The sequence below is a fragment of the Companilactobacillus tucceti DSM 20183 genome (genome assembly GCF_001434665.1).
Classification (GTDB): domain Bacteria; phylum Bacillota; class Bacilli; order Lactobacillales; family Lactobacillaceae; genus Companilactobacillus; species Companilactobacillus tucceti.
The window spans coordinates 113,584-136,361 of sequence record NZ_AZDG01000002.1; the positions used below are offsets into that span (position 1 = coordinate 113,584).

Here is a 22,778-nt window from a genome sequence, read left to right on the forward strand (position 1 = left end):
TTAAGAGGTAGAAGCTAAATTGGCTTCACCTCTTTTTTTAATGCCTATATTCGTCTAAAATATTAAGTAATTAAAAAAATATGTGGTGACTTATTTGAAAACTTTAAATATATCTAATGCCTCCAAGTCATTTGGAGAAAGAACCCTTTTTACAGACGTTACGTTCACAATTAATGAAGGAGATAGAATTGGTCTTCTTGGTTTAAATGGAGCCGGTAAAACTACTTTATTGGACGGAATAGTCGATAATAACGAATTAAATACTATTGACATGGAAATGCCTAAGGATTACAAAATCACTTATCTAAGACAGCAGCCTGAGTTAGATGAAGATCTTTCCGTTATAGATGCTGTTTTTGCGGGTGAAGGTGAGCAATTCAAACTCATTCGTAAATATGAAAAATCTTTGGCACAATTTAATAATAATTCGACTGATGAAAAAATTCAGGACGAATTCTTTAAATTACAGGAAAAAATGAACGCAGCTGAAGCTTGGCAAATGGAATCAGATGTTAAGTCGATTTTAAATAAGCTAGGTATAACTGAACTAGATAAGTTAGTTAAAGAATTATCTGGTGGTCAACAAAGACGTGTTGCTTTGGCACAAGCTTTGATTGCCGACTCTGATCTATTGATCCTTGATGAGCCTACTAATCACTTGGACTATGAAGCTATCGACTGGTTAGAAGGTTATTTGAATAAATATCGTGGCTCAGTACTTTTTGTAACCCATGATCGTTATTTCTTGAATAAAGTATCTACAAGAATTCTTGAGTTGGAGAATCAAAGTATTACTGAATATTCAGGAAATTATGAGAAATATTTGCAGCAAAAAGCTATCAATGAAGAAATTTATAATTCAGAACAACATCATAAAACGCAAATGTTTAAAAAAGAACTTGAATGGATGCGTGCAGGTGTAAAAGCCCGTGGGACTAAACAACAAGCGAGAAAAGATCGCTTTACTGATTTAAAAGAAGATCTTAAAAATAAGCCTGAAGTTAAAAAAGATATGACTATAGATATTGCTCAACAACGTTTGGGTAATGATGTTTTTGATATTAAAAATGCTAGTTTGAAATTTGATAATCAAGTAATTATTAATGATTTTAGTTATCTTGTAACAAAGGGAGATCGTATAGGAATTACTGGAGCTAATGGTTCAGGTAAAACAACTTTCTTAAATACGATCGTTAATAAGATTCCATTAGATTCTGGTGAAATAAAAACTGGTCAAACAGTTAAAATCGGTTACTATACACAGTACACAGAAGATATGGATCCTGAGAAACGTGTTATTCGCTATCTTGAAGGTATTGGACAAGGAGTAAGAAATTCTGACGGAGAGTCAATGTCAGCCTCACAATTGTTAGATACTTTCATGTTTGACCATAAGATGCAAGGTGCATATATTAGAGAACTATCTGGTGGGGAAAAAAGACGTTTGTATCTTTTGGCAATCTTGATCAGACAGCCAAATGTCTTGTTGCTTGATGAACCCACAAATAATTTGGATATTGGAACTTTAACTATTCTTGAAGACTACTTGGAAAAATTCAAGGGGACAGTTATGGCTGTATCTCATGATCGTTATTTCTTGGATAAAGTAGCTGATAAATTGTTGATATTCAAAGGTAACGGGAATATTCAAGAAAGTTATGACTCATATTCAAATTATGTTCAAAAAATGAGTCAAGAAAAGCATCAAGAAGTTAAAGAAAAAAAGGCCGAAGAAAAAGCTGAACGACCTGAGAAAAAAGAAACTGAAAAGACTAAGTTAACTTATTCTGAACAAATGGAATTTGATAAACTAGAACCAAAAATTGAAAAATTAGATGATGAAATTACAAAATTGAAGGAACAATTGAATGATGATAATAACGATTATCAAAAGTTGATGGACTTTCAACGTCAGTTAGATGAAAAAAATGCAGAAGCAGATAAATTGATGGAACGTTGGGAATATTTGGGACAATTTGCTTAGGAGAAAATTGATGAACAATGAACAACAATATTTAGATTTGTTGAAATATGTTTTAGAGAATGGACATAAAAAATCTGATCGTACCGGTACAGGAACTATCAGCACTTTTGGCTACCAAATGAGATTTGATTTGAAGGAATCATTTCCGCTATTGACGACCAAAAAGGTTCCATTTGGATTAATTAAAAGTGAATTACTCTGGTTTTTACATGGAGATACTAATATTAGATACTTGTTAGAACATAAGAATCATATTTGGGATGAGTGGGCTTTTAAAAAATATATTGAGAGTTCAGACTATAATGGTCCAGATATGACAGATTTTGGTCATCGTTCTTTAGTCGACAGTGAATTTGCTAAAGAATATAAAGTTGAAAAATCTGCCTTTGATAAAAAAATTCTCAAAGACGATGAATTTGCCAAAAAATATGGTGATTTAGGATTTGTTTATGGCGCTCAATGGCGACATTGGCAAACTCGTGAAGGTGGATTTATTGATCAAATTAAAAATGTTATTGATCAAATTAAAAAGACTCCATATTCACGTCGTTTAATAGTTAGTGCCTGGAATCCAGAAGATGTACCTACGATGGCATTGCCTCCTTGTCACACATTATTTCAATTTTATGTGAATGATGGTAAATTATCTTGCCAACTTTATCAAAGAAGTGGCGATTTATTCTTAGGTGTTCCGTTTAATATAGCTAGTTATGCATTGTTAACTCATTTGATTGCTAGAGAGACTGGTTTAGAAGTAGGCGAGTTTATTCATACTCTTGGGGATGCACACATTTATTTGAATCATCTTGATCAGGTTAAATTACAACTAACTAGAAAGCTTGTCTCTGGTCCAAAACTAGAAATAGATTCAAATAAGAGTATTTTTGATTTAGATACTACAGACATTAAATTGTCTGGGTATGAACCAGAACCAGCAATTAAGGCACCTGTCGCCGTTTAAGGGAGTAATCTGATGATAAGTTTTTTATGGGCTGAAGATAAAAATCACGTAATAGGTTATAAAGGGCGTTTGCCTTGGAAATTGCCTAACGATATGAAACGTTTTAAGGATCTAACAATTGGAAAAAGTATTGTTATGGGACGAAGAACATACGAGAGCTTTCCTAATGGTCCACTACCAAAACGTTTAAATATTGTTATGTCTAGAAATTCAAAGTACCAGGTCAAAGAACCTGCAGTTTTGATAAATGATATTTCGGATCTATCCAAATATGTTGATATGAATTCTGAAATCGTTGTAATTGGTGGTAGTAAAATATTTGAAGCCTTCAAAGATATTGTCGATCGTCTTTACTTAACTAAAATAGATTATGAGTTTAAGGGCGATGTTAAAATGATTGATTTAGATTATAGTAAATTTAAATTAATTGAAAAAGAAGGCGGTATTATGGACGAAAAAAACATCTATCCATATACTTTTGAAACATATCAAAGAATATAAAAAAGTTCTTTGTCAAATAGTATTGATGAATGATTGATCTGAAGCACCTCTTAGTTGAGGTGCTTTTTTTATGCACTGATAAGCTTAACTCTTTTAATCAGATGATTAAGATTTCTAAATCCATAACAATTATATTTTAATTTTTTATTTTATTAATAGTTCTCTCCACGGAAGCTTATAAATGTTCACACACTTAAATGTATTTTTATTGCAAAAGATAGCTTATTTGATTCTTTAAAAAGTGGATAGACTTATTAATGTCCAAAGTGTCAAGATTCTTTCATTCAATTTTGGAGTACAATTACTTTACCAATTATCGATGGGAGCTAAATCTTGTGAAAAATAAGCATTTAATATTGATTCTTAGTTCAATTTTCATTGCAACATTCATGACTTCTGTTGAGACGACAATTGTTACCACTGCACTACCAACTATTACTAGTGACTTGCATGGAATATCCATGCAAAATTGGGTTTTTTCTATGTATCTACTTACTACCGCAATTTCTACACCAATCTACGGTAAATTTAGTGATCAGATTGGACGTAAGCCAGTATTCTTGATTGGACTATTTTTATTCGTATTAGGATCTTCAATGTGTGGGTTTGCTCCAAATATCGTATTTTTGATTTTTTCACGAGCAATACAAGGGATGGGTGCAGGTGCTGTGATGCCAGTTACTTTTACCATTATTGTGGATGTATTCCCAGTCGATAAACGTGCCGGAATAATGGCACTAAATAACACTGCATGGGGGATTTCTGCTCTATTTGGGCCGTTATTAGGTGGTTTCATTGTGGATCAGCTAAACTGGCATTGGGTCTTCTTTATTAATGCTCCGCTTGGTATTTTAGTTTTTGTCTTAATATTGTTTGGTTACAAGGAGAAAAAGTCAGTATCCACTTCTCTTCCAATTGATTATATTGGGTCAGCTGTTCTTTCAGTATTTCTAATTACATTATTGTTGGCTCTTCAATTTCTTGGCAATAAAGATTCATCAAAAATGTCAGCTATAATTCTCTTAATTGTCAGTTTTGCGTCTTTTGTTATTTTCTTAAAACAGGAAAATCGAAGTATAAACCCAGTAATTCCATTAAAACTTTTTAGAAATAGAACATTTTCAAATCAAATATTCACGGCACTTCTTCTAAGCGGTGTACAAATAGGATTTCAGATTTATTTTCCTCAATGGTTACAATCCATCTACGGCGTGTCTGCTTCTATCGCTGGTTTTGCAATCACTCCAAGTCCAATTTTTTGGTTAATCTTTTCATTTGGAGTTGGTCCATTAATTAAACGCTTTTCACCTAAACATATAGCCTTACCGATTATTGTGATACAGACAATTTTTTATATTCCTTTAATTTTTGCGACTAAGAGCCTTCCAATGATTTTGTTTTATATTATTTCAGCTGTCACAGGTGCTGGATTAGGAACTATTATTACTATGAATACTGTCATTGCCCAAGTTGAAGTGCCTGAAGAAAACGTGGGAGTTGCATCTTCCATGCTCACACTGGGAAGAACACTTGGACAAACATTAATGACTGGTATTTTTGGATTAATATTTAACACTAGTTTAAATTATGGAATTCAAAAAAATAATGGTATTTCAATTTCAAAGATCAACCAATACATTGACGCTTCAACTCATAAATTAGTTTCAACAACCCAGTCATCAACAATAGACAAAGTTTTATTGGTAGCTTTCCACAATGTGTTCATTTGTGCGATTATTCTTTTTATCATTGTTTTCCTACTCAACTTAACTGATAAGACAAACAAAACAATAAAAGATTAATAATCGTAAGCTGCTCATTACTTGTTGACACGCACACTATACCTGACTTATATCAACTGAAAGTTGAAAGCTAAAATGTACAGTAAAAGCTGGTATTGATTATATTCATCAATACCAGAAAATGTGGAACCATAAAAAAATCCTCAACCGATATTATCAGTTGAGGATTTTTTAGTGTCTAGTGAACATATAAGTAAACCGAGAAATACATCAAAGCTGTACCGATCATAACGAAAATATGCCAGATGACATGAACGTATTTAAGATTCTTGATTAGATATACACCAGCACCTAGTGTGAAAGCAATACCACCAAATACTAGTAACCAAGTTCCTGTTGCACCAATAGATTGATATAGCGGTTTCATCGCTATTACAATAGCCCAACCCATTAGTACGTAAAGTAGAGTTTCAAAATATTTGAATTTACCTACATTAAAAATCTTATATAATATTCCAAAAACTGCTAAAGCCCATATAACAGATAATATGACGATACCAAAGGTTGACCTTCTAAGGGCCAATAAGCAATATGGAGTATACGTACCTGCAATCAATAAAAAAATTGAGCTGTGATCGAATATTTGAAATACACGCTTAGCCTTGGTGAAGTATAGACTATGGAATAAAGTGGAACTTAAGTATAGGAAAAAAAGTGTAAAAGCATAGATGAAATAAGCAGTAATTGTTAAAGCATCCCCACTTTTAAATCCTTTGATCAACAAAAAAACAGCACCAATAATTGCTAGGATTATACCTATTCCATGAGTGACAGCACTAAATATTTCATTAGTGATAATATATCGCCTAGAAAAGGCTTTTTTTAATTTACTCAAATTAAGATCTCTACTTTCAAATTAGTTAATTACATTATAATACAGATGAATTAATGGTGAGTGAATAGAAGAAGACTCTTTTTCAAGAGACAATTGCGAACGTGTGTTTTATAATTAAAGGTGATTTATATAAATGAAAGAGGAGTTTTTATGTCAACAAAGGTAGGTATTCGACAATTAGTTGAGTTTGTTTTACGTAAAGGTGATTTAGTCGAAAATAAGAATAGTCAAAATACTGCCTTAGCTGGCGCAAGAATTCATCGAAAAATACAAAGTCAGCGTTCAACGGATTACGAAAGTGAAGTCTATCTTAAAAAAGCAGTAACTATGAATGATCAGGAATATATAATTTCAGGTCGTGCTGATGGTATTAAAAAAACTAAGGACTCAATATTGATTGAAGAGATTAAAACGTCAGATCAAGCGTATGAGGATCTGTCTGATAATACTAATGATCTGTACTGGGGACAAGTGAAGGTTTATGGCTATCTATTGTTACAAGATGAGGACTTTGAAAAGGTTACTTTACAATTAACATATTTTCAGGTGACCACGGAGAAAGTAACAAAGATAAAAAAGGATTTTACTAAATCAGAATTGACCAAGTTCTTTGTTGATTTAATATCTGAGTATGAATATTGGTTAAAATTACGAGCAGATTTACGCAAGCAGCGTAACAAATCTATAAAAACTTTATCTTTTCCATTTCCAGAATTTCGTCCTGGGCAGCATGAATTAGCAGGGGCTGTATATAAAACAATTTATTTGCAAAAGAGGCTTTTCGTTGAAGCGCCTACTGGTACGGGTAAAACCATTTCTACATTATTTCCAGCACTAAAAGCGATGGGTGAAGATTTGATTGAGCGTCTTTTTTATTTAACCGCTAAGCAAAGTACAAGACATGTTGCTGAAGACGCAGTTGAGATGATGATCAAAGATGGCCTACACATAAAATCCATTACTTTAACAGCCAAAGATCAAATACGTTTTCCAGAAGAAATGGATTTATTGCCAGAAGAAAATCCTTATATGATTGGTTATTATGATCGATTAAAACCAGCATTAAAAGATATGCTGACAAATGAAGAGTTATTAACTAGACCATTCATAGAAAAATACGCGAGAAAGCATACAGTTGATCCATTTGAATTTTCATTAGATGCATCTCTTTTTTGTGATGTTATAATTTGTGATTACAATTACTTGTTTGATCCATTAGTTTATTTACAAAGATTCTTTACTGAAAGCGACCCTGATAATTTCTTTTTGATCGACGAAGCACATAATTTAGTGAGTCGGTCGAGGTCTATGTATTCAGCTGAATTATCTAATCAACCTATAGATGATCTTTTAAAATTATCCAAATCAGATAAAAGTCAGGCAAGTGAAGATCTTCAAAAACAATTAAAAAAAGTACGACGTTGTTTTAAAGAGATAGCTAATGAATTGAAAAATCAAGAAGAATATATTTCAGATGAAGAACCTGAGAAGCTTTTAAAAGTATTGAGAAAATTTGATGAATTTATTACTGACTGGATGCAAAAGCAAAACCCATCTGAATTGGTCAAATCAGTTCAAGATTATTTTTTTGATTGTCTTACTTTTGTCAAAATAGGGAATTTATTCAATAAAAGCTATAATACAAGAATTGTTATTGATGGTAGAAAAGTGATCGTTAAACAATTGTGCCTCGATCCTAGTGACTTTTTAGACCAATCTTTGCAACTAGGTTCAGGAGCTGTTTTATTTTCCGCAACTTTGACGCCGATGAATTATTATCAAAATGTATTAGGTGGAATCGAAAATAGTTTAGCTTATCGATTGCCGTCACCATTTCCACCAAAAAATCAGGATATATTGGTTACACAGTACATACAGACAACATATATTCAAAGAAAGTATAGTGAGAATGCCATTGTTACTAGCTTGAAGACATTAATAGAAGCGAAGACTGGAAATTACATGTTTTTCTTTCCTTCATATGGTTATCTTAGGCAAATTGAAGATGCATTTGAAAAAGTTTGTCCGGATATTAAGATAATAGAGCAAGAAAGTGAAATGGATGCGGTAAGTCGTCAGGAATTTTTGAATCAGTTTGAAGACGCTCCAAAAGAAACCATGGTGGGATTCTGTGTCTTGGGTGGTATATTTTCAGAAGGAATCGATTTAAACGGTGATAGATTAATTGGCGTTGGAATAATTAGTGTTGGGTTACCTGGATTAAGTTCAGAAAATAATTTAATTCGTGATTATTATGATCAGGAAGATAATAAAGGATTTGCTTATGCATATCAGTTGCCAGGGATGAATAATGTTTTGCAGGCAGCAGGAAGATTGATCAGAAGTAGCAAAGATGTTGGAATCATATTGTTATTAGACCAAAGATTTGCGAATAGTAGATATACAAATTTATTTCCAAATCATTGGCAGAATTATCGACTTATTCGTTCGATACCTCAGTTGCAAGATGAGGTTAGCAGATTTTGGGAAGATAAATGATTCTTATGAATAATTAAATGAGATTCATAGTTAATCACGTTAAGTGATAAAATCTAAAATTATTTTTAAGTTCTTAATTAAATTTGGTTAAGAGCTTATTTTTATTTTCAATATTCGCTGCAAGTATAATATAATGATATCTGATGTTAATATTTATTTGAGAAAATATGTTTTAACAAATAAAATAGCTGAAAACTTTGGTGTACCAGTATAATACTCTGATTAATTTCTGTTATACTTTAACCAATAAACAATGAAAAACCCTATATCGTGAAAGAGGGATACAATGAGTAAAGTAAAAATCATCACCGATTCATCAATTCAAATAACTCCTGAGGAAATAAAGAAGTACGATATTGGAGTTGTACCTTTGACAATTAATATCGATGACAAAACATATACCGACGGAGTTGACATTACGCGTGAAGAGTTCGTTAAAGAAATGGATTCTTCAAAAGAATTACCTAAGACTTCACAACCATCAATTGGTACCTTTATGAAGGTTATTGATGATATATCAGAAGATTATACTGATATTCTTTCAATCAATATGACTGAGTCAATTAGTGGGACCGTTAACGCGGCTAGACAAGTGGCTGAAATGACTGACAAGCATATGGAAGTTGTTGATTCAGAATTTACTGATCGTGCTTTAGCATTTCAAGTTATTAAGGCTGCCCAATTGTCCCAAGAAGGTAAATCTATTGATGAGATAAAAAAAGCCATCAAGAAAGTTAGAGAAGAAACACGTTTATATATGGGTGTTACAAGTATTGAAAACATCTTGCGTGGTGGACGATTGAGTAGATTTGCTAGTACTTTATCAACATTATTGAATATCAATGTTGTTTTGACTTTAAAAAATAACAGTTTGGACATTGCTAAACGAGGTCGTGGTAGAAAGACTATCGAGAAATATATGAGTAATGTTATGGAAGAAATTAAAGGACTAGAAAATATCAAAGCTATTGGTATTTCTTATGTTGATAAACTTGATTATGTAAATGAATTGAAGGAAAAACTTAAGGAAATAGTTCCTGATGTTCCATTGCTTATTAGAGTTACTAGCCCTGTAATTGCAACACATGCCGGTTCAGGTGCTTTTGCAATTGAATTTTATACAGAATAAACATAACGATTTTTGATCGTATTTATATACAAAGAGGGTGAGAGATAGATTCTGTCTTACCCTCTTTTTTGAAAGATGGATTATATATGAAAAAAAGAAATATATGGATTTTAGTAATAATTATTGTTGTATTAATTGGTGGTGGAGTTGGCTACTACTATTTTAATAATCAAAATAGTTCAAAGACTACCCAAGTGATTAAGAAATCAAAGCCTAAAAAAATTAAGAAAAAGGTAAATCCGAATAAGTCTCAAATAAATATTGTCGCTGTAGGAGATTCTTTAACACAAGGTGTCGGGGATTCTAAAAAAGTGGGTGGCGGATATGTCACTAGACTTAAACAAGATATCGCGAAGAAATACAAAGTTAAAACTAATGCATACAACTATGGAGTGTCAGGGGATACAAGTACACAAATCATTTCTAGGATCAAGTCAGATAGGAAAATGCATCAAGATCTACCGAAGGCGGATGTGATTACTGTAACTGTTGGTGGAAATGACTTTATGCATTTGTTACAAAAGAAGGGTATTGATTTAACAGAAACAGATATTACTAATGAAGAGAAACAATTTGATGTTAGACTGAAGAATTTATTAGATGATTTAAGATACTATAATAGTGATGCACCAATATATTTAATTGGTATTTATAATCCGTTTAGTATTTATTTATCTAATGTAAAAAATGCTAAAACAGCATTTATCAATTGGAATAAGGCATCCGCTCAAGTAGCGAGTGAAGAAAAGTTAACTTATTTTGTTGATATAAATAATCTTTATCAGACTAAAAAAGTAGATAAAGAAGCTAAAAAGACGGGAACAAATCCATATCTATATAACAAAGACCATTTCCATCCAAATGGTACTGGTTATGATATGATGACCGCAAAAGTTTTTGAAGAAGTAAGTAAAACAACGAAAGATTGGCTGATTAAATAATGAAGAAGAATTATTGGAAATATGCATTTATAGCACTTGTAGCAGTTTTGGTAGTAGGTTTAGGAATCATTGGTACTAAAGTTATGAGTGCACCTAGTGAAACCTATAAAGTTACATCAAAAATTGACTCAAGCGATAGTGTTTTCACTGTAAACATGAATAAATCAGAAGCCAACAAAATGGCGCAATATTATTTGAAACATACTTTAAATGATGGTAAAACTCAGTATCAATTAAAACTTAAAAAGGATGCTGAATTAACTGGTGCAATTGCCTTTTTAGGATCTAAGATACATTTTAATTTAGTTATGCAACCATATGCTAAGACTAATGGGGATGTACTATTGAAAGCTAAGAAATTAAAGATTGGTGATTTGTCATTGCCAATAACTTTTGTTATGAATTATATTAAGAATAGCTTTAAAGTTCCTGATTGGGTTAGTGTTAATGGTCAAGATAAAACAATTCTGTTAAAATTCACTAAGTTTACTACAAAAGAAGGATACGGAATTAGAGCTAAAAATATAGATTTGAAACATGACAAATTAACATTTCTTGTTATGAATGAGAAAATAACTAATAATCAGTAAAGGAATAAAATATGAAACGAAGCTTTTATGAATATTTGATGACTTTGAGAAATACAGAAAGTGTTGAACCTGAAGCTGAATTTGCTAATAATGCTTTTAGGGATCAATCTTTTCCAAAACATGAACAAGACTATGAAAAGTTATCCGAATATTTAGAGTTAAATGCGGGTTATTTACCCAGTATGACAATATTTGATGAAGTTTTTGAAAAATATCAATATACAGATAGGAAATAGGTGAATATATATGGTGATGCAATGGTACCCAGGTCATATGAATAAGGCTAAAAATCAAGTTCAAGACCGACTAAAAATGGTTGATATTGTTCTAGAAATTGTGGATGCAAGATTACCATTTTCTTCTAGAAATCCTGTATTGGAACAAATAATCGACCAAAAGAAACATATTATTATTTTAAATAAAGCTGATTTGGCTGATCCTAAATTGACCAAAGATTGGAAAGTTAATTTTGAACAAGAAGGTACCAAATCAGTAGAATTAGATGCAAAACACAATAAAGGTTTAGGAAAAATCAAAGATTTGATTCGTGGAGAGTTGTCGGAAAAAATAGCTAGATATGAATCTAACGGCGTTAAGAATTATCGTATAAAGGCAATGTGTGTCGGAATTCCTAACGTTGGTAAGTCAACAATCTTAAATCGTATTGTTGGTAAAAATGTTGCTGTGACCGGTAATAAACCAGGTGTTACTAAGAACCAAAATTGGTTGAAGACAGACTTAGGAATCGACCTTTTGGATACACCAGGTATCTTGTGGCCTAAAATTGATGATCCCAAAGTGGGCATGAAGTTAGCTTTATCAGGTGCAATCAAGGATAAAATATACTCACCTGATGATGTAGCTATTTATGCTTTAAATTTCTTAGAAACTTATTATATTGATCAATTAATGGAAGTCTATAAGCTAGATCGTACTGATCTTTACAATAGTACAACTCCTGAATTACTAATGGATCTAACAAAGAAATTTGGTTATAAAGATGATTATGACAAGGCTTCTAGGAAAATTATCAATGATGTTAGAAAATTAAGATTTGGCCGTGTTACTTTTGATGTACCAGGTGAATTTTATGAAGAATAGCTTAACCATCAAAGATGTTAAAGAAATGCTAGAAGATGGTGTAAGTGCAGAACAACTAGAAAATTTTAAAAATGATTCTCGAGTTGGCGTACAAAAATTGTTAGTTCAATTTGAAAAGAGAAGAACGCAAAAGATTGAACTATTAGAAAAATTTGAAGCAAAGAAGCAATACGAGAAAAGCTTTTGGGAACATGATCTTTTAGTTGCTGGTGTTGATGAGGTTGGTCGTGGTCCACTAGCTGGTCCGGTTGTAACTGCAGCGGTTATTTTAGCGTCCGATAATACACTTTATGAAGTCGATGATTCTAAAAAATTATCGGAGAAAAAAAGAGAAGATCTGTATCGTCAGATTTGTGAGCAAGCAATTGATATTAGTATTGGTGTTGGCAGTCCTAAATTGATCGATCAGGAGAATATATATCACGCTACAGAACTTGTTATGAAAGATGCAATCGAAGGTTTGTACGTTAAGCCCGACCATATCCTGGTAGATGCCATGAAAATACCAGTTAATATTGGCCAAACTAAGCTTTATAAAGGCGACTCAAAGTCATTGAGTATTGGTGCAGCTAGTATTGTTGCTAAAGTGGCTCGAGATCATTTGATGAATATGTATGCTAAAATTTATCCAGAATTCAATTTTACTCATAATGATGGTTATGGAACAAAAGAGCACTTGGATGCGTTGAATAAATACGGTAGAACTTCGATACATCGTTTAAGCTTTTCACCTGTAAAACAAGTTAATAAAATATATTAAACACTACTTTCGTAATTTTATTTAAGAAAGTGGTGTTTTTATTATGGATAAATTAACTGAAGTTTTGATAAAATGTCGAATGACCAAGATGGTCTCGAATCAAGATATGCTTAAAATTATAAAAAAATCTATAAAAAGTGCTAATCTAGAAAAGGATGCACTTAAATTAATGGAAGAACATTTTTCAAAAATGGATTTTGACCAGTTTCTTCTATTATTTAATGGATTTAATGTAAAAAAAATTCAGGCTATAAATTACTTAAGTGAAGAGTATCCTGATATTTTGCGAGAAATCTATAATCCACCGGCTCTTTTGTTTTATCAAGGACGAATTGAGCTGCTTAAAACTAAAACGATTGCAATGATTGGAGCAAGATCAGCAAGTAATTATGGAATAAGCTGTGTTGATGGTCTTGTACCAAACTTAATTGACCGTTATACTATTGTGAGCGGTTTAGCAAACGGTATTGATGGACAAGCACATCACTGTGCTGTTGCTAATGGAGGTAACACAATAGCTGTTATCGGTACTGGATTAAACTGCTTTTATCCTCATAATAATAAATATTTGCAAAGACAAATTGCCAACTATGGATTAGTGTTAAGTGAATATCCTCCAGATACTTTAGCTAATCCTTGGCATTTCCCGCAACGAAATCGTATTATTGCTGGTATAAGCCAGAGTGTGATCGTCGTTGAGGCTAAAAATCGTAGTGGAGCTCTAATAACGGCTAATATTGCGCTTGAAAACAACCGAGAAATTTATGCTATTCCTGGTAGAGTTGATTCTAAACTCTCGGATGGCTGTAATCAGTTGATATTTGACGGTGCAACGCCACTTTTAAATATTGATATTTTAAAATAATCTTTGTTAAATGAATAATTAAATGTATCATTTAAATTGACAAATCAGAAATCGATACTTAATATATGGAACAGTTTTCTATTTCTAATTGATTCATTCAGAAAGGAGCACTTTGCGTGCCATCAAAACAAAAGAATTTGGTGATCGTAGAATCACCATCAAAGGCAAAAACAATTGAGAAGTATTTAGGTCGTAATTATCATGTTGTAGCTAGTCTAGGACATGTTCGTGATTTACCTAAAAGCCAGATGGGAATAGACTTTGATCATGATTATGAGCCTAAGTATATTTCTATTCGTGGTAAAGGTCCTGTAATTAAGGACTTGAAAAAAGAAGCTAAGAAAGCTAAAAGAGTTTATCTTGCAGCCGATCCGGATCGTGAAGGAGAAGCCATAGCATGGCATGTTTCTCATTTATTAGGTTTGGATTCAGAAGACAAAAATCGTGTTGTGTTTAATGAAATAACTAAAGATACTGTTAAACAAGCGTTCAAGTCTCCACGCAGCATTGATATGAATCTAGTAGATGCTCAACAAGCTAGACGTGTTCTGGATAGAATCGTTGGATACTCAATTTCCCCAATTCTTTGGGCAAAAGTTAAAAAAGGTCTTAGTGCCGGACGTGTTCAATCTATAGCTTTGAAATTAGTTATTGAACGTGAAAAGTCAATTAAGAAGTTTATTCCAGAAGAATATTGGTCAATTGAATCAACTTTTAAGCATGATAAAGATGTTTTCAATGCCAATTTCTATGGTATAGATAATAAAAAAACAGAATTAAAAAATAACGATCAAGTTAAAGAAGTTTTATCTCGTGTAGATAAGAGTAAAGACTTTGTCGTTGAGAAAGTTTCTAAGAAGGAACGTAAGCGATTACCTGCTGCACCATTTACAACAAGTTCACTTCAACAAGAAGCTAACCGTCGTTTAAACTATAAAACTAGAAAAACTATGATGGTTGCTCAGCAATTATATGAGGGAATAAATTTAGGACGTAAAGAAGGTACCGTTGGTCTAATTACTTATATGCGTACTGATTCAAAACGTATCTCTAAAGTTGCTCAAACTGAAGCTTCTGATTTTATTCATGAAGAATACGGTGAACCATTTGCAGCTGTTAAGAAACGTCAAGACAAAAACCAAGAAGGTGCCCAAGATGCGCATGAGGCCATTAGACCATCATCAGTCTTCCGTACACCTAAGTCATTAAAAGATATATTGAGTCGTGATCAATATCGTTTGTATGAATTGATTTGGTCAAGGTTTGTTGCTAGTCAAATGACACCAGCTGTTTACGATACAATGTCAGTTGATTTGACTCAAAATGGAGTCAAGTTTAGAGCTAATGGTTCTAAAATGAAATTTGCTGGTTATCGTAAGGTATATCAAAGTACTGCAGAATCCAATAAAAAGGACAATATTTTACCAGAATTAGTTGAAGGGGATAAAGCTAAGTTACAAGCTAATAATCCGGCTCAACATTTCACTCAACCACCTGCAAGATATACTGAAGCATCTCTTGTTAAAGCCTTGGAAGAAAATGGCGTTGGTCGTCCTTCAACGTATGCTCCTACAATTGATACTATTCAAAGACGTTATTACGTTAAATTAAATGGTAAGAGTTTTGAGCCTACAGAATTAGGTGAAATAGTAGATAATTTGATTCAAAATTATTTCCCAGATATCGTAAACATTGACTTTACAGCTCATTTAGAAGATGAACTTGATGAAATCGAAGAAGGTAAAGAGGATTGGGTAAAAGTTGTAGATAGTTATTACAAACCATTTGCAAAAGAACTTGAGTCTGCTGAATCTAAGATTGAAAAAGTTCAAATTAAAGATGAACCTGCAGGTATGGATTGTGATATTTGTGGAGCTCCAATGGTCGTTAAAATGGGACGATATGGAAAGTTTTATGCTTGTTCCAGATTCCCAGATTGTCGCAACACTAAACCTATTGTTAAAGAAATTGGTGTTATTTGTCCTAAATGTAAAAAAGGACAAGTAATTGAGAGAAAATCTAAGAAGAATCGAATTTTTTATGGTTGTTCAAGATATCCAGATTGTGACTTTGTTTCTTGGGACAAACCAATTGGACGTGATTGTCCTAAAGATGGTCACTACTTGGTTGAAAAGAAGGTCAAAGGTGGCCGCCAAGTTATTTGTCCAAATGGTGATTATGAAGAGGACATTCAAAAATAAATGTTAGAACAAAAATTAGTTGATCAATTTGTTGATTATCTACTCGTTAATCATCATTACTCTGTGAAAACTAAGAAATCTTATTTAGAAGATATTAATAATTTTGTTAATTTTTTGGAGTCAAATGGTGGTTTTAAGGGATTTACAGAAGTAAATCGAGTAGACGTTGAAACCTATTTAACGTATTTAGATGAAAAAGATTACGCTGATGAAACGATTGCTAGGAGAATATCTGCCTTGCGATCGTTTTATAATTTCTTAGTTAAGAATAAATATATATCTGCTAATCCGTTTGATTTGGTACAATTACGACATAAGGGACGCAAGTTGCCGCATTTCTTTTATGAAAAGGAAATGCAGCAATTATTTGAGGCTGTTAAAGGCGACGATCCGCTGTCACAACGCAATTCAGCAATTCTAGAATTACTTTATGCTACTGGGATGCGTGTTAGTGAATGTTCAAGCTTGACGTTAAGTCAGTTGGATTTTACTAATGGAATTGTTTTAATTCATGGTAAAGGTGATAAAGATCGTTATGTTCCCTTTGGTAGTTACTCTCAAGATGCTTTAAAAGAATATATAAAAGATGGCAGAAATAAGTTGATGACCAAGTATCATCAAGAACATGACTTTGTTTTCGTTAATAATAGGGGAAAAGAATTAACTAGTCGTGGAATTGAGTATATTTTAGATCAAATTATTAAAAAGACTAGTTTGACGTCAGATATTCATCCCCACATGATCAGACATACATTTGCGACACATATGTTAGATCATGGCGCTGATCTTAGAACGGTACAAGAGCTATTAGGTCACTCTAGTTTGTCTACTACCCAAATATATACACATGTAACAATGGAACATCTACAAAAAGATTATAAAAAATATTTTCCAAGATAGGATGGTAAATCAAATGACAACAATCGTTGCTGTAAAACATGACGGTCACACTGCTATTGCGGGGGATGGTCAAGTTACTTTAGGTGAAAAATATATCATGAAAGGATCAGCACACAAGGTAAGAAGAATTTTCGATGACCAAGTTGTTATTGGATTTGCTGGTGGTGTAGCTGATGCTATTACCTTACAAGATTGGTTAGAAAAGAAATTAAAAGCTTATTCAGGAAATTTGAAACGTTCTGCGGTTGAATTAGCTCAAGATTGGCGTAAAGATCCAACACTACAAAAGCTTGAGGCAATGTTGATTGCAATGGATAAGGATAACTTATTACTTATATCTGGTAGTGGTGAAGTTATCGAACCAGATGAAGATGTTGTAGCAATTGGCTCAGGTGGTAATTTTGCCCAGGCTGCTGCAATTGCAATGCAAAGACACTCAAATGATATGACCGCTGAAGAAATTGCTCGTGAGGCCATTAAGATAGCTTCAGGGATTGATATTTTTACTAATGAGAATATTATTTCAGACAAATTTTAAAAATGGAGATCAATAAATGGAGACACTAACACCGAAACAAATTGTTGAACAATTAGATAACTATATTATTGGGCAAAATGATGCTAAAAAAGCTGTCGCTATTGCTCTATATAATCGTTATCGTCGTATGCAAGTTCCAAAGAAAATGCAACAAGAAATAACACCTAAGAACTTGATGATGATCGGGCCAACAGGTGTAGGTAAGACAGAAATTGCTAGAAGATTGGCAAGAGTAGTTAAAGCTCCTTTTGTTAAAGTCGAAGCTACTAAGTTTACGGAAGTTGGATATGTCGGTCGAGATGTAGAATCAATGGTACGTGATTTAGTAGATGTTGCTGTTTCAATGGAAGAAAAAGAGAAATTTGACGAAATTAGACCAGAAGTTAGACGCGATGTAGATAAGAAACTTGTTAAATTATTAGTTCCTGGCATTAAAAAAGAACGACGTCAAGAAAATAATATGGATTTCATGTCCATGTTGAATAATTTACAATCAGCTAATGGATTGCAAGACGCACTTGGTCAAAACAATAATGATGATGATCCAGATAGTGATTCTGAAGTAACCGATTCTATTCGTGATCAACGTTTATCAGTAAAAGAACAACTTGATAAGGGACTACTTGAAGACCGCGAAGTTACGATCAAAGTAGAGGAATCTCGTAAGGTTGGCCCTATGAATGATCAAATGGGACAAATGGGTATTGATATGAGTGGAATGATGGACTCATTAATGCCCAAGAAGATGATCACAAGAACGCTACCAGTAAAAGAAGCACGTGAAGTCTTGATACAACAAGAATCTCAAAAACGTGTTGATCATGATGAAATTTATCAAGCAGCTATAGAAAGAACTCAAGATAATGGAATTATTTTCATTGATGAGTTTGATAAAATTGCCGCTGGAGATAAAAAGAATTCTGGTGAGGTTTCTCGTGAAGGTGTTCAAAGAGATATTTTGCCAATCGTTGAAGGCTCACAAATCAATACTAAGTATGGAGCAGTGAATACTGACCATATTTTGTTTATTGCATCAGGTGCATTTGCTGAAAGTAAACCTAGTGATTTGATTGCTGAATTACAAGGTCGTTTCCCAATTAGAGTTGAATTAAATGACCTAACAGAGAGTGACTTTATTCAAATTTTAACAAAACCTGACAATGCTTTGACTAAGCAATATGTGGCTTTGACAAAAGCTGATGGTATTAATTTAACCTTTACAAAAGAGTCAGTTGAAGAAATCGCTAAGGTGGCTTTTGATCTTAATAACGCCAATCAAAATATTGGAGCCAGACGTCTATCTACTGTTTTAGAAAAAATTCTTTCAGACATTTTGTATGAAGGACCAGATATGCAGATGGGCGATATTACAATTACTAGAGAGTACGTTAAAGAACAAGTCGGTAAAATCGTTGCCGATAAGGATCTTTCTCGTTACATCCTATAGGGTGGTGTGATTTATGGAAATATATCAATTAAAAAACGATTATTTAACTGTTGATGTTAAATCCACTGGTGCAGAGATGATCAGTGTAAAAAATAATGAAGATACTGAATTTATCTGGCAGGCAGACCCAGAAATATGGGGACGTCACGCACCAGTTCTCTTTCCTATCGTTGGACGTCTAAAAGACGATCACTATTTTGTTGATGGCAATGAATATCAATTGAATCAACATGGGTTTGCACGTGATCAAGAGTTTTCATTAGAATCTCAAACTGATTCAAAATTGGTTTTTCTTTTGACTACCAATGAGGAATTGCTTAAAAAATATCCATATCACTTTGAATTAAGAGTTATTTATCAATTAGTTAAAGATAGTATTCAAGTTAGTTATATCGTTAATAATCTAGAAAATGATGATATTTACTTCTCAATTGGTGCTCATCCAGGATTTTCAGTACCATTTGAAAAAGATTTGAACTTTGAAGATTTTAGAGTTGGTATCAGTCCTAGTGAACTTAGAACAAGTATTCCACTTGTAGGAAGCAATATTGACCTTAATAAAGAGTTTAAAGTGGCTAACCAGGATCTAGAGTTAACACACGATGTTTTTGCTGAGGATGCAATTATTTATCGTTTAAATGATCCGGCCGTCTTAACAATTGAGAGTGAGAAATCTGAACACAAATTAACTGTTGATACTGGAAATGCTAAATTTGTAGGTATTTGGTCACCATATCCTAAAAAGGGTAATTTTGTTTGTATCGAACCTTGGTGGGGTATTGCTGATAAGATTGACACTGATAACCAATTTCAAACTAAGTATGGAATTAATAAACTTGCTCCAGATGATCAATTTGAAGCATATTACAGTATTTCAATCAAATAAAAAAACGACCAATTTAATGGTCGTTTTTTTGTTGCTTTTTATACTGTAACCCGATAGGAACTAAGTTTTCTTTGCCTTTAAGCAGGCGCTTTATATTAGGAATATGTCTGACATAAATTATAATGGTTACAATTACAGCAACCGTAGTTAAGATCCAATCATGCATGAACAATGTAGCAATAGTAAAAACTAAAACGGTCGTTAAACTAGCCACACTGACCATACTAGTTACGTAAACGATTGTTGCAAGACAGATAAAGCAAATTGCAAACAACAGTGGATTATAAGCAAGTAAGATTCCAGCACTTGTTGCAACTGCCTTTCCACCTCTAAATTTTAGAAAAATAGAAAATACATGTCCGATTACGGCGAATATCCCAATGAACAGCACCCAGTGATGATCTAGATTAAAGAAAACAGGCATCAATGCACCTAGGGTTCCTTTCAAGATGTCTATAATTAAAACAACGGTTCCAGCGAAAGGTCCAAAAACACGATAAGCATTAGTTGTACCGACATTTCCGCTACCATATTCAAATATATTTTTTTTGAAAAAAACTTTTCCGACGATATATGCAGTCGGAAATGAGCCGATTAGATAGGCTAAAATTGCACAAACTAGAAGTTTCATTCTAAAAATCACTCTCTTAGCTTTAATTTTTTGGTATATTGTAACTCTATGGAACTTTTACAAAATACTAACTAAGACATTATCTACTAAATCTGTTAGAATTGAAAGGAGCGAACATACGTTCAATTCTTACAAATAATATCTTAATCTAGTGATATAATAGTAAAATGTTAACTTAGATTCTACAAAAAAGGAATGATTTGCATGCCAAAATCATCTTATGATGATTCATCAATTCAAATTCTGGAAGGGCTGGAAGCAGTTCGTAAACGTCCAGGTATGTATATTGGTTCCACGGATTCACGTGGACTACATCATCTAGTTTACGAAATTGTTGACAATTCAGTCGATGAAGCATTATCCGGATATGGAAAAGAAATAAATGTATCAATTAATAAAGATAGTAGCATAACAGTGGTTGACCACGGACGTGGTATGCCTACAGGAATGCACGCATCAGGAAAGCCAACTATTGAAGTTATTCTAACTGTATTGCACGCTGGTGGTAAATTCAGTGAGAATAGTTACAAAACTTCAGGTGGGTTACACGGTGTTGGTTCTTCAGTTGTAAATGCATTGTCAGAATGGATGACTGTTCGTGTTGTTCGAGATAATAAGGTTTATGAAGAACGATTTGAAAACGGCGGTCATCCAGTAGGTACGCTAAAAAAAGTGGGCACTACTAAAGAAGGTAATGGAACTACAATAAGTTTCAAACCTGATGCTAGTATTTTTCAAACAACTAAATTCAATTATGATACTTTAGCTGAAAGACTCCGTGAATCGGCCTTCTTACTAAAAGGTGTTAAATTCACTATTACTGATAATCGTGGTGAAGAACCTAAAGAAGATGTTTTTCATTATGAAGATGGTATACAGTCTTTTGTTAAGTATCTTAATGAAGATAAAGATACTATCGGTGGTATTTTTTATGTTGAAGGTACCAATTCAGATATTGAGATCGAATTCTCCGGCCAATACAATGACGGTTATTCAGAAAACATTATCTCATTCGTAAATAATGTTAGAACTGCTGATGGTGGTACACATGAGTCTGGTATGAAATCTGGTCTCACAAAAGCTTTTAATGACTATGCTAGAAAAGTTGGATTGCTAAAAGAAAATAGCAAGAATCTTGAAGGTAGTGATGTCAGAGAAGGTTTATCAGCAATTATATCTGTCCGTATACCAGAAGAAATCTTACAATTTGAGGGGCAAACAAAAGGTAAACTGGGAACCCCACAAGCTCGTTCCGCTGTTGATCAATTAGTTTATGAGCAGATGAGTTTTTATTTGATGGAAAATGGTGAACAAGCACAAACACTTGTAAAAAAATCATTAAAAGCTAGAGAAGCCCGTGAAGCAGCTAGAAAAGCTCGAGAAACCACTAGAAATGGTAAAAAGAGTAAGAAAAATGATGGTCTACTATCAGGTAAATTAACACCGGCACAGTCTAAAAATTCAGCTAAGAATGAATTGTTCTTAGTCGAGGGTGATTCTGCTGGTGGTTCTGCCAAACAAGGTAGAGATCGTAAATTCCAAGCAATTTTGCCTTTAAGAGGTAAAGTTTTAAATACTCAAAAAGCTAAACTTGAAGACATTTATAAGAACGAAGAAATAAATACGATGATTTATACTATCGGTGCAGGTGTAGGTGCAGACTTTAAACTAGATGATCGCAATTATGACAAAGTTATTATCATGACTGATGCTGATGATGATGGATCACATATTCAGATTCTTTTACTTACATTCTTCTATCGATACATGCGTCCATTGATCGAGTCAGGACATGTGTATATTGCTTTGCCACCTTTATACAAGTTACAAAAGGGTAAAGGTGCAAAGACACAGATAAAATATGCTTGGACCCCTGATGAGTTAAAAGACTCAATTAAGAAGATGGGTAAAGGATACGATCTACAACGTTTCAAAGGTTTAGGTGAAATGAATGCCGACCAATTATGGAAGACAACCATGGATCCAGAAACTAGAATTTTAATTAGAGTTAATATAGATGACGCTGCTTTAGCAGAACGACGTGTAACAACATTAATGGGTGATAAGGTTAAGCCAAGGCGTGACTGGATCGAAAATAATGTTAAGTTTAACGGTACTGAAGAAGGCGACACTATTTTAGAGAAAATTGATGATAATGATCCAATTGATCAAAATATTGTTGATGACTTATTGAATAAGGAATAGGT

At 33.1% G+C, this 22,778-nt stretch carries 20 protein-coding genes; 18 read left to right on the forward strand and 2 right to left on the reverse strand.

Translation table 11 applies throughout. The annotated features are described in order from the left end of the window. Positions 1–94 precede the first annotated feature (94 nt). From FC72_RS01740 to FC72_RS01755, 4 genes are all read left to right on the forward strand, one after another. Entirely contained in the window at positions 95–1,984 is a 1,890-nt protein-coding gene (locus FC72_RS01740; RefSeq protein WP_057764160.1) for an ABC-F family ATP-binding cassette domain-containing protein, read from the forward strand. Between the two features lie 10 nt (positions 1,985–1,994). Further along, complete coding sequence (locus FC72_RS01745; RefSeq protein WP_057764162.1) at positions 1,995–2,945, forward strand: thymidylate synthase; 951 nt, start codon at positions 1,995–1,997, stop codon at positions 2,943–2,945. Positions 2,946–2,957: 12 nt separating this feature from the next. After that, positions 2,958–3,446, forward strand: coding sequence for a dihydrofolate reductase (locus FC72_RS01750; RefSeq protein ID WP_057764163.1), 489 nt, complete (start codon positions 2,958–2,960; stop codon positions 3,444–3,446). A gap of 335 nt (positions 3,447–3,781) precedes the next feature. Further along, complete coding sequence (locus FC72_RS01755; protein WP_057764165.1) at positions 3,782–5,248, forward strand: MFS transporter; 1,467 nt, start codon at positions 3,782–3,784, stop codon at positions 5,246–5,248. 178 nt (positions 5,249–5,426) lie between these two features. On the opposite strand, the gene trhA is transcribed toward FC72_RS01755, so the two are convergent. Beyond that, entirely contained in the window at positions 5,427–6,083 is a 657-nt protein-coding gene (trhA, locus tag FC72_RS01760; RefSeq protein ID WP_057764167.1) for a PAQR family membrane homeostasis protein TrhA, read from the reverse strand. A 150-nt stretch (positions 6,084–6,233) separates the two neighbouring features. Here trhA and FC72_RS01765 point away from each other — a divergent pair, with 150 nt between their 5' ends. The 13 genes from FC72_RS01765 (at position 6,234) to FC72_RS01825 (ending at position 19,940) form a co-directional block, all read left to right on the forward strand. Beyond that, positions 6,234–8,582 (forward strand): ATP-dependent DNA helicase, encoded by a 2,349-nt coding sequence (locus FC72_RS01765; protein WP_057764169.1) that lies wholly within the window; start codon positions 6,234–6,236, stop codon positions 8,580–8,582. Between the two features lie 286 nt (positions 8,583–8,868). Then, positions 8,869–9,711 (forward strand): DegV family protein, encoded by an 843-nt coding sequence (locus FC72_RS01770; RefSeq protein WP_057764171.1) that lies wholly within the window; start codon positions 8,869–8,871, stop codon positions 9,709–9,711. A gap of 86 nt (positions 9,712–9,797) precedes the next feature. Continuing rightward, entirely contained in the window at positions 9,798–10,652 is an 855-nt protein-coding gene (locus FC72_RS01775) for a DUF459 domain-containing protein (RefSeq protein ID WP_057764224.1), read from the forward strand. Then, positions 10,652–11,242 (forward strand): YpmS family protein, encoded by a 591-nt coding sequence (locus tag FC72_RS01780; RefSeq protein WP_235805127.1) that lies wholly within the window; start codon positions 10,652–10,654, stop codon positions 11,240–11,242. Before FC72_RS01775 ends, FC72_RS01780 begins: the two co-directional genes overlap by 1 nt. 11 nt (positions 11,243–11,253) lie before the next feature. Continuing rightward, positions 11,254–11,478: a YozE family protein gene (locus FC72_RS01785; RefSeq protein WP_057764175.1), complete on the forward strand. Its 225-nt coding sequence runs from the start codon at positions 11,254–11,256 to the stop codon at positions 11,476–11,478. 10 nt (positions 11,479–11,488) lie between these two features. Continuing rightward, the gene (gene ylqF, locus FC72_RS01790; RefSeq protein ID WP_057764177.1) at positions 11,489–12,343 is read left to right on the forward strand and encodes a ribosome biogenesis GTPase YlqF; all 855 of its coding nucleotides are present in this window, start codon (positions 11,489–11,491) and stop codon (positions 12,341–12,343) included. Beyond that, on the forward strand, positions 12,333–13,103 hold the full coding sequence (locus tag FC72_RS01795) for a ribonuclease HII (RefSeq protein ID WP_057764179.1): 771 nt from the start codon (positions 12,333–12,335) through the stop codon (positions 13,101–13,103). The genes ylqF and FC72_RS01795 overlap by 11 nt, the downstream gene beginning before the upstream one ends. Before the next feature lie 43 nt (positions 13,104–13,146). Beyond that, positions 13,147–13,968, forward strand: coding sequence for a DNA-processing protein DprA (gene dprA, locus FC72_RS01800; protein ID WP_057764181.1), 822 nt, complete (start codon positions 13,147–13,149; stop codon positions 13,966–13,968). A 116-nt stretch (positions 13,969–14,084) separates the two neighbouring features. Then, a complete protein-coding gene (gene topA, locus FC72_RS01805) occupies positions 14,085–16,169 on the forward strand; it encodes a type I DNA topoisomerase (protein WP_157051087.1) in 2,085 nt (694 codons plus the stop codon). Further along, positions 16,170–17,069, forward strand: coding sequence for a tyrosine recombinase XerC (gene xerC, locus FC72_RS01810; protein WP_057764185.1), 900 nt, complete (start codon positions 16,170–16,172; stop codon positions 17,067–17,069). Positions 17,070–17,082: 13 nt separating this feature from the next. Then, entirely contained in the window at positions 17,083–17,607 is a 525-nt protein-coding gene (gene hslV, locus FC72_RS01815; protein ID WP_057764187.1) for an ATP-dependent protease subunit HslV, read from the forward strand. 16 nt (positions 17,608–17,623) lie between these two features. Continuing rightward, positions 17,624–19,054: an ATP-dependent protease ATPase subunit HslU gene (hslU, locus tag FC72_RS01820; protein ID WP_057764188.1), complete on the forward strand. Its 1,431-nt coding sequence runs from the start codon at positions 17,624–17,626 to the stop codon at positions 19,052–19,054. A gap of 13 nt (positions 19,055–19,067) precedes the next feature. Continuing rightward, positions 19,068–19,940, forward strand: coding sequence for an aldose 1-epimerase family protein (locus FC72_RS01825; RefSeq protein WP_057764190.1), 873 nt, complete (start codon positions 19,068–19,070; stop codon positions 19,938–19,940). 13 nt (positions 19,941–19,953) lie between these two features. Here FC72_RS01825 and plsY read toward each other — a convergent pair whose 3' ends face one another. After that, complete coding sequence (plsY, locus tag FC72_RS01830) at positions 19,954–20,571, reverse strand: glycerol-3-phosphate 1-O-acyltransferase PlsY (protein ID WP_057764192.1); 618 nt, start codon at positions 20,569–20,571, stop codon at positions 19,954–19,956. A 204-nt stretch (positions 20,572–20,775) separates the two neighbouring features. On the opposite strand from plsY, the gene parE reads away from it, so the two are divergent. Continuing rightward, a complete protein-coding gene (parE, locus tag FC72_RS01835; RefSeq protein ID WP_057764194.1) occupies positions 20,776–22,776 on the forward strand; it encodes a DNA topoisomerase IV subunit B in 2,001 nt (666 codons plus the stop codon). Positions 22,777–22,778: the final 2 nt, after the last annotated feature.

Excerpts from the sequence above, each read along its gene's own strand:
- FC72_RS01745 (WP_057764162.1), top strand. The coding sequence starts at position 1,995 with ATGAACAATGAACAACAATATTTAGATTTGTTGAAATATGTTTTAGAG.
- FC72_RS01750 (WP_057764163.1), top strand. The coding sequence starts at position 2,958 with ATGATAAGTTTTTTATGGGCTGAAGATAAAAATCACGTAATAGGTTAT.
- FC72_RS01765 (WP_057764169.1), top strand. The coding sequence starts at position 6,234 with ATGTCAACAAAGGTAGGTATTCGACAATTAGTTGAGTTTGTTTTACGT.
- FC72_RS01770 (WP_057764171.1), top strand. The coding sequence starts at position 8,869 with ATGAGTAAAGTAAAAATCATCACCGATTCATCAATTCAAATAACTCCT.
- FC72_RS01775 (WP_057764224.1), top strand. The coding sequence starts at position 9,798 with ATGAAAAAAAGAAATATATGGATTTTAGTAATAATTATTGTTGTATTA.
- FC72_RS01780 (WP_235805127.1), top strand. The coding sequence starts at position 10,652 with ATGAAGAAGAATTATTGGAAATATGCATTTATAGCACTTGTAGCAGTT.
- FC72_RS01785 (WP_057764175.1), top strand. The coding sequence starts at position 11,254 with ATGAAACGAAGCTTTTATGAATATTTGATGACTTTGAGAAATACAGAA.
- ylqF (WP_057764177.1), top strand. The coding sequence starts at position 11,489 with ATGGTGATGCAATGGTACCCAGGTCATATGAATAAGGCTAAAAATCAA.
- FC72_RS01795 (WP_057764179.1), top strand. The coding sequence starts at position 12,333 with ATGAAGAATAGCTTAACCATCAAAGATGTTAAAGAAATGCTAGAAGAT.
- dprA (WP_057764181.1), top strand. The coding sequence starts at position 13,147 with ATGGATAAATTAACTGAAGTTTTGATAAAATGTCGAATGACCAAGATG.
- xerC (WP_057764185.1), top strand. The coding sequence starts at position 16,170 with ATGTTAGAACAAAAATTAGTTGATCAATTTGTTGATTATCTACTCGTT.
- hslV (WP_057764187.1), top strand. The coding sequence starts at position 17,083 with ATGACAACAATCGTTGCTGTAAAACATGACGGTCACACTGCTATTGCG.
- hslU (WP_057764188.1), top strand. The coding sequence starts at position 17,624 with ATGGAGACACTAACACCGAAACAAATTGTTGAACAATTAGATAACTAT.
- FC72_RS01825 (WP_057764190.1), top strand. The coding sequence starts at position 19,068 with ATGGAAATATATCAATTAAAAAACGATTATTTAACTGTTGATGTTAAA.
- plsY (WP_057764192.1), bottom strand. The coding sequence starts at position 20,571 with ATGAAACTTCTAGTTTGTGCAATTTTAGCCTATCTAATCGGCTCATTT.
- parE (WP_057764194.1), top strand. The coding sequence starts at position 20,776 with ATGCCAAAATCATCTTATGATGATTCATCAATTCAAATTCTGGAAGGG.